At 51.4% G+C, this 16,923-nt stretch carries 12 protein-coding genes and 1 tRNA gene; 4 read left to right on the top strand and 9 right to left on the bottom strand.

Annotated elements, in window-relative coordinates; translation table 11 throughout:
- Positions 1–130 precede the first annotated feature (130 nt).
- The 8 genes from EL628_RS29790 to EL628_RS10620 form a co-directional block, all read right to left on the bottom strand.
- Positions 131–229: transfer RNA gene (locus EL628_RS29790), tRNA-Sec, on the bottom strand.
- 110 nt (positions 230–339) lie between these two features.
- Complete coding sequence (locus EL628_RS10590) at positions 340–1,842, bottom strand: cytochrome P450 (protein WP_126579917.1); 1,503 nt, start codon at positions 1,840–1,842, stop codon at positions 340–342.
- A 587-nt stretch (positions 1,843–2,429) separates the two neighbouring features.
- Positions 2,430–3,080, bottom strand: coding sequence for an HAD family hydrolase (locus EL628_RS10595; protein ID WP_126579918.1), 651 nt, complete (start codon positions 3,078–3,080; stop codon positions 2,430–2,432).
- 114 nt (positions 3,081–3,194) lie between these two features.
- Complete coding sequence (locus EL628_RS10600; RefSeq protein WP_126579919.1) at positions 3,195–4,367, bottom strand: vWA domain-containing protein; 1,173 nt, start codon at positions 4,365–4,367, stop codon at positions 3,195–3,197.
- 1 nt (position 4,368) lies between these two features.
- Positions 4,369–6,660 carry a DUF5682 family protein gene (locus EL628_RS10605; protein WP_126579920.1) on the bottom strand — a complete coding sequence of 764 codons (2,292 nt, stop codon included), beginning with the start codon at positions 6,658–6,660 and terminating at the stop codon, positions 4,369–4,371.
- 2 nt (positions 6,661–6,662) lie between these two features.
- Positions 6,663–7,781: an ATP-binding protein gene (locus EL628_RS10610; protein WP_126579921.1), complete on the bottom strand. Its 1,119-nt coding sequence runs from the start codon at positions 7,779–7,781 to the stop codon at positions 6,663–6,665.
- Between the two features lie 3 nt (positions 7,782–7,784).
- On the bottom strand, positions 7,785–9,320 hold the full coding sequence (locus EL628_RS10615) for a DUF5691 domain-containing protein (protein ID WP_126579922.1): 1,536 nt from the start codon (positions 9,318–9,320) through the stop codon (positions 7,785–7,787).
- Positions 9,321–9,387: 67 nt separating this feature from the next.
- Positions 9,388–10,713 carry an SWIM zinc finger family protein gene (locus EL628_RS10620; RefSeq protein ID WP_126579923.1) on the bottom strand — a complete coding sequence of 442 codons (1,326 nt, stop codon included), beginning with the start codon at positions 10,711–10,713 and terminating at the stop codon, positions 9,388–9,390.
- A gap of 256 nt (positions 10,714–10,969) precedes the next feature.
- Between EL628_RS10620 and EL628_RS10625 the strand changes: the two genes are divergently transcribed.
- Complete coding sequence (locus tag EL628_RS10625; protein WP_126579924.1) at positions 10,970–11,347, top strand: hypothetical protein; 378 nt, start codon at positions 10,970–10,972, stop codon at positions 11,345–11,347.
- A 139-nt stretch (positions 11,348–11,486) separates the two neighbouring features.
- Entirely contained in the window at positions 11,487–13,031 is a 1,545-nt protein-coding gene (gene xylB, locus EL628_RS10630; protein ID WP_126579925.1) for a xylulokinase, read from the top strand.
- 114 nt (positions 13,032–13,145) lie between these two features.
- Here xylB and EL628_RS10635 read toward each other — a convergent pair whose 3' ends face one another.
- Positions 13,146–13,586 carry a hypothetical protein gene (locus EL628_RS10635; RefSeq protein ID WP_126579926.1) on the bottom strand — a complete coding sequence of 147 codons (441 nt, stop codon included), beginning with the start codon at positions 13,584–13,586 and terminating at the stop codon, positions 13,146–13,148.
- A gap of 420 nt (positions 13,587–14,006) precedes the next feature.
- Between EL628_RS10635 and EL628_RS10640 the strand changes: the two genes are divergently transcribed.
- Positions 14,007–15,338, top strand: a complete 1,332-nt coding sequence (locus tag EL628_RS10640; RefSeq protein ID WP_126579927.1) for an Nramp family divalent metal transporter — start codon at positions 14,007–14,009, stop codon at positions 15,336–15,338.
- A gap of 172 nt (positions 15,339–15,510) precedes the next feature.
- Entirely contained in the window at positions 15,511–16,746 is a 1,236-nt protein-coding gene (locus EL628_RS10645; RefSeq protein WP_126579928.1) for an NAD(P)/FAD-dependent oxidoreductase, read from the top strand.
- Positions 16,747–16,923: the final 177 nt, after the last annotated feature.

Genomic DNA, 16,923 nt, shown 5'->3' on the forward strand with positions numbered 1-16,923 from the left:
GGCTCTGGGATTACATGCGGAGAACGGAGCAGATTGGGGCATTGCGTGGATGGATGATGAAGACTTTGATCAACGGTTCAGGGATATGCATGCCTGGGAAACAGCTTACAGAGCAAAGCAATAATTAAAATGGCAGAAGTGTATGGGAGTCGAACCCACCGGGGACCGCGCCGAGCGACCCCCCAGCCGTTTTGAAGACGGTGAGACCCACCGGGGCCCCTACACCTCCATGATACCAGGTATTTTCCCATCCCTTACGTCGCTTGTCAAGCCAACTGATGTACCAGAATGCGCCTTGAAGCTGGATTCTGGTACATCACAGCTGGCTCTACCGGCAAGTTAAGATGGCAGGTCAACCATCTCATGAATATTTCCGCGTATCTTGCCCAGACCCTGATGGAATTGGCGGTCCTGCGGGTGCAGTGTAACGTGCATACCATGTTTGGGAGCCATGGTGATGGTGCCAAAACGGCTGATAGTCTGATTGGGAATGAGCTGGAGGCGGAAACGCTGGAGGAGCATGGCCAGGACGATTTTTATCTCCATCATGGCAAATGAAGCTCCAATGCACATACGCGATCCACCGCCAAAGGGATGATACTGGCTCAGTGGCGGATTGATTGTTTCCCAGCGTTCAGGTTTGAAGGCCTGCGGGTCAGGATAGATCTCTGGAAGATGATGGAGGGTGTAGATATTGAGATAGATGGCGGTCTCGGCAGGCAGATGGTAGCCACCTATTTCTACGGGCTCGGCCAGGATCTTTAAATTGAGTGGAGCTGGTGGAAGGAGCCGCATGCTCTCTTTAATCACTCGCTCCAGCAACGGCAATTTCGCGAGCTGTTCCAGTGTAGGAGCGTCTCCATGGAGAACCGCAGACAGTTCATCAACCACATCCGCCAGAATGTGTGGATGCTGGGAGAGCAAGAGAAGCGTCCAGTCAATGGCGTTGGTGCTGGTCTCATGTCCAGCTGCAAAGATCACTCCAACATGGCCGAGAATCGTGTCTTCATCAAATGTCTCGCCCTCTTCGCTGGTATTGAGCAGGACGGATAGCATATCATTTCCTGCTACGTCCTCTTTTCGCTTGCGAGCCACCAGTGTGCGCATTTCGTGATCAAAGCGGTTGATGATGGTCAGAAAACGATGATAGGGCGTACCCGGCAGATCAATGGGAATCAGCGTGGTAAACGGATTGGCTAAGGCGGCAAATGTTTGCTGGATGGTGATGGCCGCTTGCGCATCATCGCTGGTCGATTCTGCAATATCCTGCCCAAATAAAGTTTTTGTGGCGATCCGCGAGGTGAGGATACGAGCCTCGCTCGCAATATCATAGCGCTTTCCAATCTGTAAGCCATCGAGCACTGATTGGGTGATATGAACCATGTCTTCTCGATATGCCAGGATGTTTTTTTTGGAGAAAGCGGGCTGGAGCATGCGACGCTCTTTACGATGTTGTTCGTGTTGCACGGCAAAGAGACCTGTGAGCAGATGCTTCAGCGGTGCTGTGCGAGGTGAAACATTGCGCTGTCGATAAAGCAATCCTGTGAGCGGTATTTTGTTGTAGGTGTCATGCTGGGTCGCATAGTTGTATGTCAGCTCTGGTCCACAGATGATGACTGAGCCCGGGCAGTCAGCCTGTGGATTGGAGAAGTTGACACCTTTTTCGCCTCGAACAACGGCTGCAACTGGACCATACCGTTTATAGAGTCTGTCTGCATACCCGACTGTGTCGTTGACAAGCTGGATGGTGTTGCCATATTTGCCGATGATTGGCGTTGGGGGTGGACCCGGAATATGTCCTAATGAGGATCTGGTTGATGGTTGGATGGCGATGCTAGCCATGGTGCCTCCTCAGATGAGAACAAAGTAACACTGTAATAAAATAACAATGTATACAAGAATCGTTCGCGTTCTAATAAGATGGATGAGCTGTGCAGGATTGTGAGAAGTGACGCCATATTCGTTTTGAGTACAAGTAAAGATCAGGTATATTCATAGAGTAACTCAATAATTATGGTAGGTCAATATGTTTGATGGGTTGGTATGGCGTTCCAATTCTTGCAGCAGAGGCTATGAACCAGGAAGAGGTAGAGAGGCGAGTGGGCAAGCTCAGCGGACGCGACTGAGGTCTGGTCTGTGTCCGGGGGACAATGAATTGAGAAGGGGTCAGGTATCAATTCATTGTGGCTGACGACAGGGGCCAGACCTCAGTCGCGCCCGAAAAATAGTATAATCCTGTATTTTTTCTCTTCTTCGCACTCTTCCCAATGCGAGAACCTCTGGGCCTGATCTTTGTTCGGTGTAAAATGCATTGAAGTGGTGAGAGCGGGATTCATACGTATGGGCATCTTGCGCTCCAGCGATGCTTGAATGGAGCGCAAGGTGAAGGTAGTCACTGGCGCAAGACGCAGAGATAGGATGAGAGTGTGTTAGAGCCCTTTAATTTTCTCTACACTCATTTCGGTGAGGGTGTTGACGGTTAGCTCGGCGGCTAGCAGGCCAGGTGTTTGTTTGCCATAGGTGACAGCAACACAGCGCATTCCGCCAGCATGAGCGGCTTCAACCCCATGGACTGCGTCTTCGATGACGAGGCTTTCAGATGGCGCGATGCCGAGCTCCTGGGCCGCTTTGAGGAAGACATCGGGAGCAGGCTTGCCATGCGGAACGGTCTCGCCAGAGACGAGGGCGGTCAGAAAGGTTTTGAGTCCCAGAACTTCGCTCACGACTTCGATGTTTTTGATGGGTGCAGAAGAGGCCAGAGCCTGAGCATATCCGGCCTCTTTGAGGGCACTCAAGAGTTCAAGTGCGCCAGGGAGAGCACGAGCCTTTTCACGAATAGCTGCACGATAATACAGCTCTTTTTTATCCGCCATGCGCTGGATGTGTTCACGCGACATCTCTCCCCACAGCAGGGGGATAATGGCGTCGTTACGCATACCAAAGGTGGCGTAGAATTGTTCGTCGGTAAAGGGAACTCCTTCGTCCTGAGCCATGCGATGCCAGGAGATATTGTGCTCTTCTGCACTATCGATAATGACTCCATCAAGGTCCCAGATGACTGCACGAATAGGGATGGTCATAGAGAAATTACTCCATTATGTTGTAAGAATGGGCGATTTTCTATCATCATATCATCAATCTGAGCTGAATGGGGGCTTCTTTGCCCCCTTTCCTGGAGAGAGAACAGGCGATGATCAGGCTCGGGCCGCTACGATCTCGTTTTTAGAGGCCCAGCGGGTGAGATCCTGACGCTGGATGGCGGCGGCCATCATGTCGGGGAAGAGATCGGGAGTGCAGGCAAAGGTAGGAATGCCCAACTTTGCGAACTCACTGGCCGTACGATGGTCGTAGCCTGGTGCTCCATCGTCGCTCAATGCCAGCAGACAGACTATCTGGACGCCACTTCCAACAAGTTCAGCGGCTCGTTTGAGCATCTCACGCTCATTGCCACCTTCGTAGAGATCGGTGATCAGAACCAGAATGCTCTGATTGGGGCGCGTGATAATCTGTTGACAGTAGGCCAGCGCACGATTGATATCGGTACCACCACCAAGTTGCGTTCCAAAGAGGAGATCAACAGGATCTTGCAGATCATCGGTCAGATCAACCACAGCCGTATCGAAAACGATCATGCGTGTGCTGACGGCTTTTAGCGTGGCCAGGACTGCCCCAAAGATGCTGGAATAGACGAGCGATGAGGCCATCGACCCGCTCTGATCAACGCAGAGAACGATATCGCGCAGGGCTGAGCGCTTATGCCCGTGACCAACAAGCCGCTCGGCAATGATAGAATTGTATTCGGGCAGATAGTTTTTAAGATTGAGCCGAATAGTGCGATCCCAATCGATCTCATTTGGACGAGGACGATAGTTTCTCGTGGCGCGATTCAGGCTCCCTCGAACAGCCTGTAACATTGGATTGGTCAGCTTGCGCTCTAACTCATCGACGACTTTGCGGACGACCATACGAGCGGTCTCTTTGGTCTTCTCAGGAATAACTTTACTGAGTGAGAGGAGCGATGAGACAAGATGAACATCGGGCTCGACCTGTTCTAATAGTTCAGGTTCCATGAGCATGCTCGTCAGATTGAGCCGCTGAAGAGCATCCTGTTGCATAATTCGCACCGTCGAGGTTGGAAAGTAGGTACGGATATCTCCCAACCAGCGGGCCACATTGGGGGCAGAGCTCCCCAGACCAGCCGAGCGTTCAGAATTGTAGAGGGCTTCCAGGGTCTTATCCATGCCGAGATCTCGTTTGCTGAGCGACATTCCATTGGCTCCATCCCCCAATCCACCCTGCTCCCCTTCTGCGTCTTTCCCCAATGCCAGCCGCCAGCGCCGCAGACGTTCTGTTTCATCGATAGACATGTTATTTCCCCCCTACGATACTTGCTAAAAGCGGTAAAACTTTTGCTGCTCGTTCGGTATTGAGCGTGGCTGTTCCGGTGGCTGTGATTTTGTCGGAGCTACTGACGGTGTGAAGATGTTTGACTTTCTCGCCCATCTTTCGGCGTTCTGGACTCTGGAAGGAAGCAAAGGAACGACGGAGTACAGGCAATAGAGCCTCAAACTGTTCAGTAGAGAGTGTGCAGAGCCAGCGATCAAGCGCAATCCAGAGCGCATCCTGATGGATGACGAGAAGTCCGCTTCCACTGAGTACCCCTTCGATCCAGGCGGCAGCTTGCGTTGATTCGACGGCAGAGGAGAGTGCAAGGCTGGTCTGACGCTGAAGCTCTTCATCCTCGAGCACCTGCTGTTCCAGGAGCAGACGGCAACAGCGGCCACGAAGCAGGCCATGAATGCTCTCTCGCTCCATAAGTTTACGCAGCGTCTGTTGCCATTGCTTCCGTTGCTCCGTATCATTGAGCAGCGAGACACATTCCTGAACGGCGTCAATGCTTGAGAGCATCTGGCGCGCTGCATCGTCATCAAGATTTGCGCAGGCGATGGGGAGACTGATAATGACACGTTCAAAGAGCCCATCAATGATGGGGAGAATCTGCTCACTCTTGCTCTGACGCACATTGCCATAGCGGGCAACGCGAGCAAGAGGCGGAAGCGCATCCATGAGATGGCGGACATCAGCTGAGATAGCCGCTCGCTCCTGAATCTGTTCTAAGAGATGATCAATAGCGGCGGGCAACTCTGCCAGCATGGTCTTATCAAGTAATTTTGTGAGAGTGGGGAGCTCCTGAGCGCTCTCGGCCTCGTGCTTGACGAAATTGCTGGCTGCAATCTCTATTGTATTGCCCCAGATGTTGGCTTCAATAAGTGCAATGACAAACTCAACCTTCCACTCGAGCTTCCAATCTTCATGAAATGTGCTCCCCTGAATGCGATTACGCTGGAGCTTGCCCCAGTTCAGATTAAGGAGGGCCAGGCGATGCAGCAGGCGACTGCGTGCAAGATCGTTCTCTTTGCGCAGATCCAGGGCGAGTGGTGCCTCCTCAGGTGAAGGCTTGAGCTTTAGTTTCCGTTGTTGAATCTCAAGATCGCGCTGCAATGGAACCATGGGCGCTTCTGACGGAACCTTGCCCAGTTTCTCGCCGATCTCTAGTTTTTCGCGAATCAACTGCATTGGCTCTGTATTGCCATGGCAGAGAATGGTCTCGATCGCTTCATGCAGATCGCTTAGACCAGGGCGGGTAAGATCGCGCAGGGCAGCCAGTGCCTCTGCCAGTCGAACGGCTTCAATCACGCTTGCCGAAGAGGCATCCAGATCCTGTTTGCGCAGAAGATGAGCCGCTTTTGTCATCCAGCGAATTGTGGTCTGCTTAGGTGTCGTCCATAGATGCTCATACCAGCCGGGCGAGGTGACGCCAGCACCATAGCCGCTGCGATGAGAGAGCCGAGAATTGGTCCAGGGAATCCAGGTGGCTTCGACTTTGCTCCGTTTGAGCCCGCTTAACAGGGCTGCATCGGCTTTGGCTGGCCCAGGATTTGTGAGAACTGGCGCATGCCAGGCTCCGCAGACGATGGCAATGCGCTGAAAGCCCTCTTTCTGTGCGGCCCGGATCGTCTGCCGCATATATGCCTCACGCAACGCCTCTTCTTCATCTTTTGGCGGCTTGTCGCCACGCAGCGCAGTCATAGCCTCAAGAATAGCCTCAAACAGATGGGCCGTATTCTGACGCTGCTCTATCTGTAGCTCCCACCAGAGCTCATGGTCCTCATAGCCAGCGGCTTCAGCCAGGAGCGCCAGCGGATCATGCTCATGATTCTGCTGTGCCTCTTGCTCTGTCGGTTGTGCGATGGCTACCTCATTGATAGATGTAGAGAGTGGCAGCTCATCTGTTGGCTCATTGGTCGTAAAGGGAGCTGGAGCCTCTTCTTCGCTGTGCAGACGAGCAAATTGGAAGGCTTGAGGAAGATCCATAAAGCGAGCCGGAATCTGTTTTTTATAGGCATATTGAAAGGCCTGCCATTCTGGCGAGAAGGAGGTAAAAGGATAATAGACGGCCTGTTTTGGTTGCTCTGGTGCATAGATGAGCAGGGCAACTGGCGGCTTCATCTCCTTCTGCTGTAACAGAGGCAGAACATCCTGGGCATCGGGTGGGCCCTCCACCAGCACAATGTCTGGTTGGAGCGCCTCCAGGGCGTCACGCAAGCTGCGTGCACACCCTGGACCGTGATGGCGAATGCCGAAAACATGAAGACTCATTCTTATAGCACCTCATTGCAAGCGCGATAGAGATCTTTCCAACCATCGCGTTCTCGAGCCACAGTTTGCAGGTATTCCAGCCAGACCACACGATCTTGAACGGGATCTTTAACAATGGCTCCCGTCAGGCCAGCTGCCAGATCGGGGGCATGGAGCTCGCCATCACCATAATAGCCAGCCATCGCCAGTCCACTATTGACCACCGAGATGGCCTCAGCCGTAGAAAGCGTTCCGCTGGGCGATTTTAATTTGGTCTTGCCATCTAACGTTACCCCCGAACGTAGCTCGCGGAAGATGGTAACCACGCGGCGAATCTCTTCCAGCGCAGGTTTTTCGACGGGCAGCTCTAATGCGCGGCCCAGACTGGCTACGCGCCGATCAACAATATCCACCTCTTCTGCCAATGTGTTGGGGAGTGGCAGCACGACTGTATTAAAGCGGCGCATCAATGCACTGGAGAGCTCATTGACGCCTTTGTCGCGATTATTGGCAGTTGCAATCACGTTAAAGCCTTTATGAGCCTGGACTTCGGTATTGAGTTCGGGAACAGGCAACGTCTTTTCTGACAGGATCGTGATCAGCGTATCCTGTACCTCACTGGGAATGCGGGTCAGCTCTTCGATGCGAGCCAGCTTGCCAGTCTCCATGGCATGCATCATCGGGCTGACAACCAGTGCAGCAGGTGAGGGACCTTCAGCAAGCAGTCGGGCATAGTTCCAGCCATAGCGGATCGCGTTCTCATCGGTACCAGCAGTTCCTTGAATAAGGAGCGTCGAATCACCAGTGATAGCGGCGGCTAGATGCTCGCTTACCCAGGATTTTGCAGTGCCCGGAACGCCATAGAGGAGCAGTGCGCGGTCGGTGGCCAGTGTGGCGACAGCGATCTCAATCAGACGTGGATTGCCGATATATTTGGGCGTAATCACAAAGCCATTCTCAAGCCTGGCTCCCATGAGATAGGTGCGGACCGCCCACGGAGAGAGCGACCAGTTGGGGGGACGCTGGCGAGTATCTGTTTTCACTAATTCGGCCAGCTCTTCAGCATATTGCTGCTCAGCATGTTGGCGAAGAACGGCAGTGGCACTGGTGGCTGATTGATTCGTCGAAATTGATTGAGTCATTCCTTAAATCTCCTCTAGTAAACGTATGCGTAATTGAATGTTTTCAATAAAACGATCCACATTTTGGCGTGCGTTTTGAATATACCAATCATATTGTTGATTTTCCGACATGATAGTCCATGGCAACTGGGCTTCAATCAAACATTCGGGTGCAAGTGCGGAGGCTGCTAGTATCAGGGTCTGATTAATCAATTGTAAAGTATTGTAATTGACTATCGTTGTCGCGAAATGATTGCGTAGCGTCTTGAGATAGAATTGGCTAAAAGTTTGGCTCCAGGGTCTGGGGAGCGCTTCCAGATAGACGATCCACTCCTGTTCCGGGAAATGGTGGCTCTCCTCAATGGCTTTTTGTTCATTATACTCAGCCGGAAGATGTCTGAGGAGCAAGACCTGCTGCTGAGTGAAAAGATGCTGTCTTGCCGTATTCCAGAGCAGCAAAATCCAGTCCTGGTCATGATGGAGGACAGCGGCCTCTGCAATGGGTGGGGCAATCACTGTGTTCAGACTTTTGTTCTCGTCCGTCGTCAGTTGACGCAGGATCTCCTGTGCTGGCAGCGCAAATTGGTGTTCCCAATGTGCAGGCGGGATCAGCGCCAGCACTTGTTGTAGCCACCAGTAGCGCTCACCAAGGCCTTTGGGAGGTTTCAAGGCAATACCATCTTTTTGCCAATCCTTGGGACAGCTCTGTGGGAGCATAACTGTGATTTTTCCCTGTGCAATAGGCAGGAGCGCATCAGCACGTGCGAGCATTCGTTGTAGCAGGGCCGAACCAGGAATTTGTGTCAGTAGTCTGACTGCAAGCGTACGGACCGTCGCACTGCGATCTTCAAGCGCTTTATTAAGAAACTCCTCATCCTCTCCTGAAAGATTGATTGCAAGCGTCTCTAATAGAGCTTCGCGTACGTTGGCGGCCTCTTGTTTCCAGATGTCGCTGAGCCACTCGCGCGCTTGAGCTGGCTGGTGTGTGCGGAGCACGCGTAAAGCTTGTTTGCGTTCCCCTTGTTTCCCCTCCTGCCAATGTATTTGCAGATTGTTTCTATCTAATGGAGCGTCCACCACTGGCTGAAGTTCTGCCACCCAGTTCCAGGCAGGATTCTGTTGGCTGAGCCAGAGACCGCGTTCACCAAGAACGGGGAACAGTGCCGAACGGAGGTTTGCATGCTGCGTTCCATACGTCAAAGCCGATGCCAGTAGCGTGAATGGCAGGCGCTGTTGAGCTTTTTGCAAGCGTTGTAGCGCTTCGAGGACGAATTCTTGCTGCCGACTGTGCTGTAAAAGTGAACTGATCAGGTTGGCTGCTGCTGGCGTACAGTCTGGCAGTTGCTCTGGAGCGGCTGGTTCAGAGAGCGTCTCGATGGTATAGGGATGAAGGCCAGCCTGCTGATAAAGTGCCTGCGCTCCTGCCACCAGGAGAAGTCTGCGTTCAGGCGTGTGTGTTGCGAGATGGGGAAGCAGATCATCGATGGACGTCCCAGTTGTCATGGGCTGCTCGCTCTGATGCGCTGTCCCAACAATGGCCTGAGTCACGAGTTGATTCATAACAATGTGCTCCAATTCTACAAGGAACGCTGAGAAATGGGGAGATCTCTAAAAGGATGGCATCGGATTAGAGAAGAGTATGGTAGATTCTATCGGCGAAGAGGCCAAGTGGACGAAGCGCTTCTCCATTCCATTCTCCGACAAAATCGATTGGCAAACCACCCGAGATCGCTAGAAGATACCAATGATCTTGCTGAAGCAGAGGGAGTGCCCGTGCCTGTTGATCGCGGATAAACCATCTCTGTTGTACCGTATCATAGACTGGTACAACGCTGGTGAGAAGACAGAGCGCAGCATCACGCCAGGGGTTTTGTGCAAGCGAGTTGGCAACAGTTGTCAGAAAATCTTCAATGCACGCCTGTCCCGGTAAAGCTTGTTGGATTGGCGTAACATCGCCGGTGCGATGTACAAAGAGTGCCCGTTGGGATGCTGCTCCTGGCCAGTAGACCAGTTCGGCCTGCTGACGGATTCCTGTTGGATAGAATTCAGTGAATGTGGAACCTCCGATGGCAAATTGAAAGATCACTGCTGAGCGCTGAGAGGTAGTGCCATAGAGCCAGGTCTTCTGGGTGCGTTTGCGGTCGCTCTCTTCTACGATCTGTCCAAGGACGAGCCATTCATCGGTGACATGCTCACCACGAGCGAGCACCTCGTCTTCCTTAAGATTCCAGCCGATCAGCATGCGAATATCGTCCTGAAGTGGTGCCTCCAGCTCTCCTAAGTGCTGGTATGCTTCCGTCAGAAGTGCCAGACGACCAATCTGAGTGAGAAGTCTATGAGGCCAGTCAGGTGAGGCATTGGGAAGCGTTGAGAGAGCGCGAACCCGTGTTGCCAGCCCTGGAGCCTGTGCATCTATCATCTGAGCTGCTTGATGTTCCCAGAACGTTGCTGGTCGCGTTTCAAGGCTCCCCAGTCCGTTGCGGACAAGATCATCTAGCCAGAGATTCAGTTTTTCAATGCCTGCATTGACCTGGGTCAGGCGTTTTTCAGCAGTTTTGATCTGACTGGTAGAAGGTGCTGAGCTCTGACCCTCTTTCGGTTCCTTGCCCTCTTTCCGTTTATTGGATGCGGCCCGTCTGGCCAGCCATTCAGTTACCCATTCGGGTGCACTGGCCTCTCCAAAGAGCGTAGGGGATGTATTGGCGAGTAAAAGGAGAGCCAGGCTATGTTTGCAGGGAAATTTGCGGCTCGGACAACTACACTGAGCTACAAGTGAGGAGAGGTCAACGCTCACACGATAGAGAGCGCTGCCCTGACATTCTCCCCAGAGCGCTTCAGGGCTCTGTCCCAGGCCCTGCCAATGTTTGTGTTGAGAAAGCTTTTTGCCAGCCGAGGCCGAACTACTGTCTGGAGCCATCGCTAATACTTGTTCTGAAGTAAGCTGTATATTCAAGGATCTTTCTCCCGACAAAATCTTTTTTGTATCTCTATAGAAATATTCTAACGTAATGGCAAGAAAACGGAAATATATTGAGGTGGAAATTGACAAAAATGGCTAGTGTAACAAGAAAATGCTGCTTGCTTTTATGAAAAAGATGAAACGCTCTCTGAGAGTGATCCGTGAGATCTGTAGAGATCATGAAGAAGAGGGTGAAAAAATCTTCCGTTTGAGGATTGCTATTGATAATTGATAGAGGAAGGATAACAGAATGGATACGTCGAAGCAACAGGCAGAGCAGCAGAGAGTTCAACGGCTCAATGATGAGGCGATCGCGGCTGGCACAACGCCGGAACGTTTGCAGAAACAATCTCAGCAGAAAGTTCACGACCTGTCCTCAGACAATGAACACGCTCATCAGTTGCGTGATGGCTATCGTGAGACTCAGGGACCAGACTATGAGCAGGAAAATCCTGGTCCTGAGCAGGAACAGGAGTCTTACAATCCCAGCCATAGTGGAGTGCGTCAATCTCATCGCCAGCCAGGTCGTCCAGCAACTGCCCCGGGACGCGATGAAGGGACTGCCTGGTCTGAGAAGTCCCAGATGGGCGCAACGGACACGCCTGATCATAAGAATCCAGCTGATTAAACGTCTGCTGGAAGCGAGCAAAAGAAGATGCATCTTTGCGCGTTTTGGCGTACAATCAGATCAGGCTCAGCTGGCAGTATGGAATAGAGAAGCAAGCGAGTCAATTTGAATAGACCTCAGTGCAAAGGAGCATCTTTGTATGCAAACACTCTTGGGATTGGATCTGGGCACCACGGGCGTCAAGGCAGCCCTCTTTGCGGTAGAAGATGGGCACGTCGTGGCAGACGCCTTCTATGAATATCCTCTTTTTCATCCTCATCCCGGTTGGGCAGAACAGAACCCCCAGGATTGGTGGCAGGCCACCCTTGCAGCGATTCGTAGCTGTCTGGAGAAAGCCGAAAAGCAAGGCGTCAAGCCAGCCGATGTCAAAGGACTTGGTCTTTCGGGCCAGATGCATGGTGTTGTCCTGTTAGACGAAGCTGATCAGGTTTTGCGCCCCTGTATTATCTGGGCCGATCAGCGCAGCGAAGCTCAATGTCAGTGGATGACTGAGCGTGTTGGAGCCAGCAAGCTTATTGAATATGTCAGTAATCCGGCGCTCACCGGATTTACCGCCCCGAAATTACTCTGGGTCCGCGACAACGAGCCAGCGCTATTTGCACGTGCCCGAACGCTTCTGTTGCCCAAAGATTATATTCGTTATCTTTTGACGGGCGTCAAAGCCATGGAGATCTCCGATGCTGCAGGGACCTGTCTGCTCGATGTCAAGCATGGCGTCTGGTCGCAAGAAGTTTTGAAAGCCATTGAGCTTGACCCGGCCATTCTGCCACCAGTTGTGCCAGCAGATGCGGCGAGCGGAAGCATCAACGCTGAAGTTGCCCATCTGACCGGGCTGCCAGTGGGGGTTCCCGTTGCTGGTGGTGGAGCAGATAATGCCTGTGGAGCCGTTGGAAATGGTGTCGTCGTGCCTGGCCTGGCACTCGTCTCTGTTGGTACCAGTGGGATCGTCCTCTCCTATGCAGAGACCCCACAGGTCGATACCTCTGGTCCAGTGCCACGTGTCCATACCTTTAATCACGCGGCTCCCGACGCCTGGTATTTGATGGGGGTTACGCAAGGTGCGGGCCTCTCAATGCGCTGGCTTCGCGACAACATTGGCCTGCCAGAGCGAGCGTTGGAGCGCTGGACGGGAGGCGATGCCTACGACTATCTGGCTCAAGAGGCAGCCGGTGTTCCTGCTGGGAGCGAGGGATTGATCTTCCTTCCATATCTGCAAGGCGAGCGGACTCCCCATCTGGATGCCTATGCACGTGGTGGGTGGATTGGCCTGACTGCCAGCCATGATCGCCGTCATCTGATTCGGTCTGTTATGGAAGGTGTCGCCTTTAGCCTGAAGGATTGTTTTTCTATTATTCAAGAGCAGGGATTGCGTTTAGAGCAGGTGCGAGCCACAGGTGGAGGCGCGAAAAGCCCGCTCTGGCGCCAGATCATTGCAGATATTCTCGGAGTTGAATTGGTTGTCACCAATGCGAGCGAAGGGCCAGCCTTTGGAGCAGCTTTACTCGCTGGCGTCGCGGCAGGTGTCTATCCATCTGTTCAGGTTGCCTGTGAAAAAACAGTGCGTGTGCTTGAAAAGACCGAGCCAGACCAGAACGTAGCTTCAGCGTATCAGCAGGCATATGAAACGTATCGAGCGCTCTATCCAGCGCTGAAGCCGATCATCAGTCGCCCCGGGGCTTTCTAAGGGTATCTTTCACATAACAGCAGGGGTTGCAGCTCCACAATTTTTCCATGTGAAAATTGGAGCTGCAACCCCTGCTGTTACCTGCGGAAGAGCATTCATTCTCTTCCTTAATAATTAATAGTTTGTCGTGTTTGCAGAATTAGAGAGAGCTGCAAGAATGCCAGTGATGATCAGGCCTGTGTCACAAATAGAGAACACCAGGCCAATAATTGAGAGAACAATCCCCACAATTGCAATGGTATGGCGTTGTACTGATTTGCGCCCAATGATTGAGAAGATAAGTCCAAGCACACCAATAATTAAGTTTATCACTGGGATCCAGCAGAGGACAATACACACAATACCCAGGATCAGGCCAGCCAGAGCCTGTCCGCTGCCAGGGTCAGGAGCCTGAGGTCCAGCATAGTTCTGATATTGATTAGGATCTTGATACTGATTGGGATTGGGATAAGGATTGGGAGTGTATTGAGTTGCTGGTGGCGGATAGCCCGGGCCAGAGCCATAACCAGGCTGCTGGGAGGGCTGCTCCGGATAATAGGGAGGCTGATTACTCATTTGCGCATTCTCCTCTTTTTTTTGCCTATTTTAATTACATTTGAATGCAGCGCTCTTGTAAAGAATAACCATTCTTGCTTAAAATGATTGCGAGAGTAAAGACATAGGTACGTAGAGTAGATCTTTAAGTGTGCGAAGAATGAGTATTAAGCCCAAGACCGCCAGATTATCTATCCAGATGAGTATAACCCAAGTTAGTAGGAGAAAACAATATCTGTTGCCGCGCAAAATGAAACTGCTCCCACTCTAAGAAATTATTCTGGGGAAAGTATCCTGGGAAAATTATCTTGAAAGATTTTAAAACTTATGCTATGATATTTTTACCAATCTAAAATAATTATTTTTTAGTACATAAAAATCTGAGAAGCGAAGATCAGAAACGCCAGGTTTGAGAAAAAGGCGGCAAAGAGGAGCGTGTCTATGGCATTATTATCGAAATCGCGGTCAGGTGTAGAAGAAGTCTCCCCTCTCACTTTGAAGCTATTAAAAGGATGGAAGCATATCTGGACGAGTGAGAATCGCTGGGGAATTGGTGTCAGGGAGATCTTTGCGGCCCTGGGACCTGGTTTTCTGGTCAGTGTGGGGTATATGGACCCGGGCAACTGGGGGACCAATCTTGCTGCGGGTGCGGGCTATGGATATACATTATTATGGGTTATTTTAGCGAGCAATCTGATCGCTATCTTTCTCCAGATCTCAGCGGCCAAACTTGGAATAGCGACAGGAAAAGATCTGGCACAACTTATTCGCGAACATTTTCCGCGTCCGTTTGCCAACGCATTTGGTGCAACCGCTATTATTGCCATCATGGCCACGGATCTGGCCGAGATTCTTGGTGGAGCACTGGGCTTTAACATCCTCTTTGGCATCCCTTTATTTCCTGCGGCAATCCTGACGGGCATGATCGTGATGGGGTTATTGGCCCTCAGTCGCTGGGGTTTTCGTAAACTCGAATATGTCATCATTGGTTTTGTCTCAATTATTGGGTTAGCCTACGTCTATGAAACCACTTTGATTCGCCCTGATTGGGGCCAGATTGCCCTGCATACCGTTGTGCCTCAGTTTTCTGCTGGTAGCATCCTGGTGGCGGTTGGTATTCTGGGGGCAACGGTGATGCCACATAATGTCTTTTTGCATTCCTTTCTGGCTCCTTTGCGGCTGAGTAGTCCAGAGGCAACGCTTCTCGAGCGTAAGAAAGTGTTTCGCCTGGCCAAGATCGACACGATTGCGGCCCTGAACGTAGCCTTTTTTGTCAATGCGGCAATGCTTGTCGTGGCTGGAGCCATCTTTTATAAGCATGTAGATCCAGCGACATTAGATTTGCAGACCGCTTCGGCCACCCTCACGCCTATCCTGGGTGGATTGGCATCACTGGCATTTGGCATTGGTCTGCTGGCTTCTGGCCTCTCCTCTTCAACGACTGGAACGATTGCGGGCCAGATCGTCTTGCGGGGCTTTTTAAATATGAAGGTAAAAATGTGGATCTGGCGCATTATTACGCTCCTCCCCGCATTGCTGGTCACCTCCCCTCTCTTTCATATCTCTTCAGTTGAGATTCTTGTTATCAGCCAGGTCATCTTAAGTCTGCAACTTCCCTTTACCATGGGGGCCCTGGTCATCCTCACAAGCCGTAAGAAGATCATGGGAGCATTTGTGAATAGCCGACTGACCCAGGCCTTTAATATCTTATTGGTTGTCCTGGTGACAGCGCTTAATGTGTGGTTGCTGTACTCCTATCTGCCGATCGCGTAGAAGCTCTGGCGGAAAAATGGCTCTCTCGTTACAAAGATTCGCCCATACTGAGGCTCTGAGGAGTGGTCTTCTCAGCTATGGTATTCTCTAGCAATCTATGCTAAGATTTTTTGAAAGCTGCCGACAAGAGAGTGTCCGCGTTATTTTGGCTCGAACAAGGAGATAGATAGAGTTGTCAACTCACGAAAAAAAATATGTTATTATTGGGAACGGCGTGGCTGGTACAACTGCGGCGGAGACGTTACGCAAGAACGATCCAAATTGTAGTATTGTGCTGCTGACCAACGAGCCATATCCCCTTTATAATCGTGTCTCTCTGCCTCGTTTTCTGCAAGGAGTGATCGTTGAGCAGAAGGTAATGATTAAAGATTTTGCCTGGCATGAGCAGCGCAATATCCAGTTAATCACCGAGACGCTTGTGACTCAGATCCAGACGGAAGAGCGTCTTGTTGAGACGAGCGATGGACGAACGTTTCCCTATGATGCTCTCCTCATTGCCAGCGGTGGATGGGCCAATTCATTACAGGTACCTGGCGCGAAAGATACCAAACATATTTATAACTTTGTGACGCTGGACGACACCAAAACTCTGATTGAGCGTATGAGGGAATCGCGTACAGCCCTGGCTTATGGGGGAAGTTTTATTGCCTATGAGCTGTGCGATGGTTTTGCGATGCGCAAATTAGAGACAACCTGGCTGATGCGCGGCCCCTACTGGTTAAGAAATTCTTTGGACGCCGATGGAGGAGAAGTCGTTGATAACATCGCCAAGAAATTTGGCGTGGAAGTCATCCATGGGGATGAGATTGAAGAGATCGTGCCCAGCAATGGCGTTCCAGGGTATGTAAAAACGACAAAAGGACGGCAGATCCAGGCAGACATGATTGGAATTGGTCTGGGGATTACGCTGAATACGCATCTCGTCAAAGAGACGCCGATTGAAGTCCATCATGGAATTGTGGTGAACGAATATCTGGAGACCAACGTTCCAGGTGTGTTTGCAGCTGGCGATGTGGCCGAGTTCTTTGATACTACGCTGAATCGCCATCATACGATGGGAACCTGGGATAATGCGACCTCTCATGGGCGCATTGCAGGAACAAATATGGCGGGGGGTCATACCCCTTATGTGGATGTTCCTACCTATACAAGTCCCCTCTTCGACGTCAATATTGCCGTTGTAGGCAGTGCAGAGTCCAGCAATCCTGAGCTTGATACCATTGCACTGCGCGAACCAGGCGAGAAAGGCAACGAGAATTATCGCCGTCTCTTCTTCCGTGAAAATAAGCTGGTTGGTGTGTTGATGATTGGGAGCCCCAAAGGACGAAAGAAACTGGTTGAGCTGGTAAAGAATCAAGACGTTTTTGCCACTGCTGCTGAGCGCGAAGCGCTGTTGACCTTAAAGTAACCGCTCTTAAAAAACAGGCTTTTTGAAGGCCTATAAACGTCATCTGGTCAGGCCGAGATTGCACCAAAAAGGGCAATCCTCTCGATATGTACTATGTACAAAAGAGGATTGCCCTTTTTTTTCTGTTTTTAGCCGGTACTTTTCCCAGCCGACCTATGATTCTCATAATCTCTGCGA

The organism is Tengunoibacter tsumagoiensis (assembly GCF_003967535.1).
Classification (GTDB): Bacteria; Chloroflexota; Ktedonobacteria; order Ktedonobacterales; family Ktedonobacteraceae; genus Tengunoibacter; species Tengunoibacter tsumagoiensis.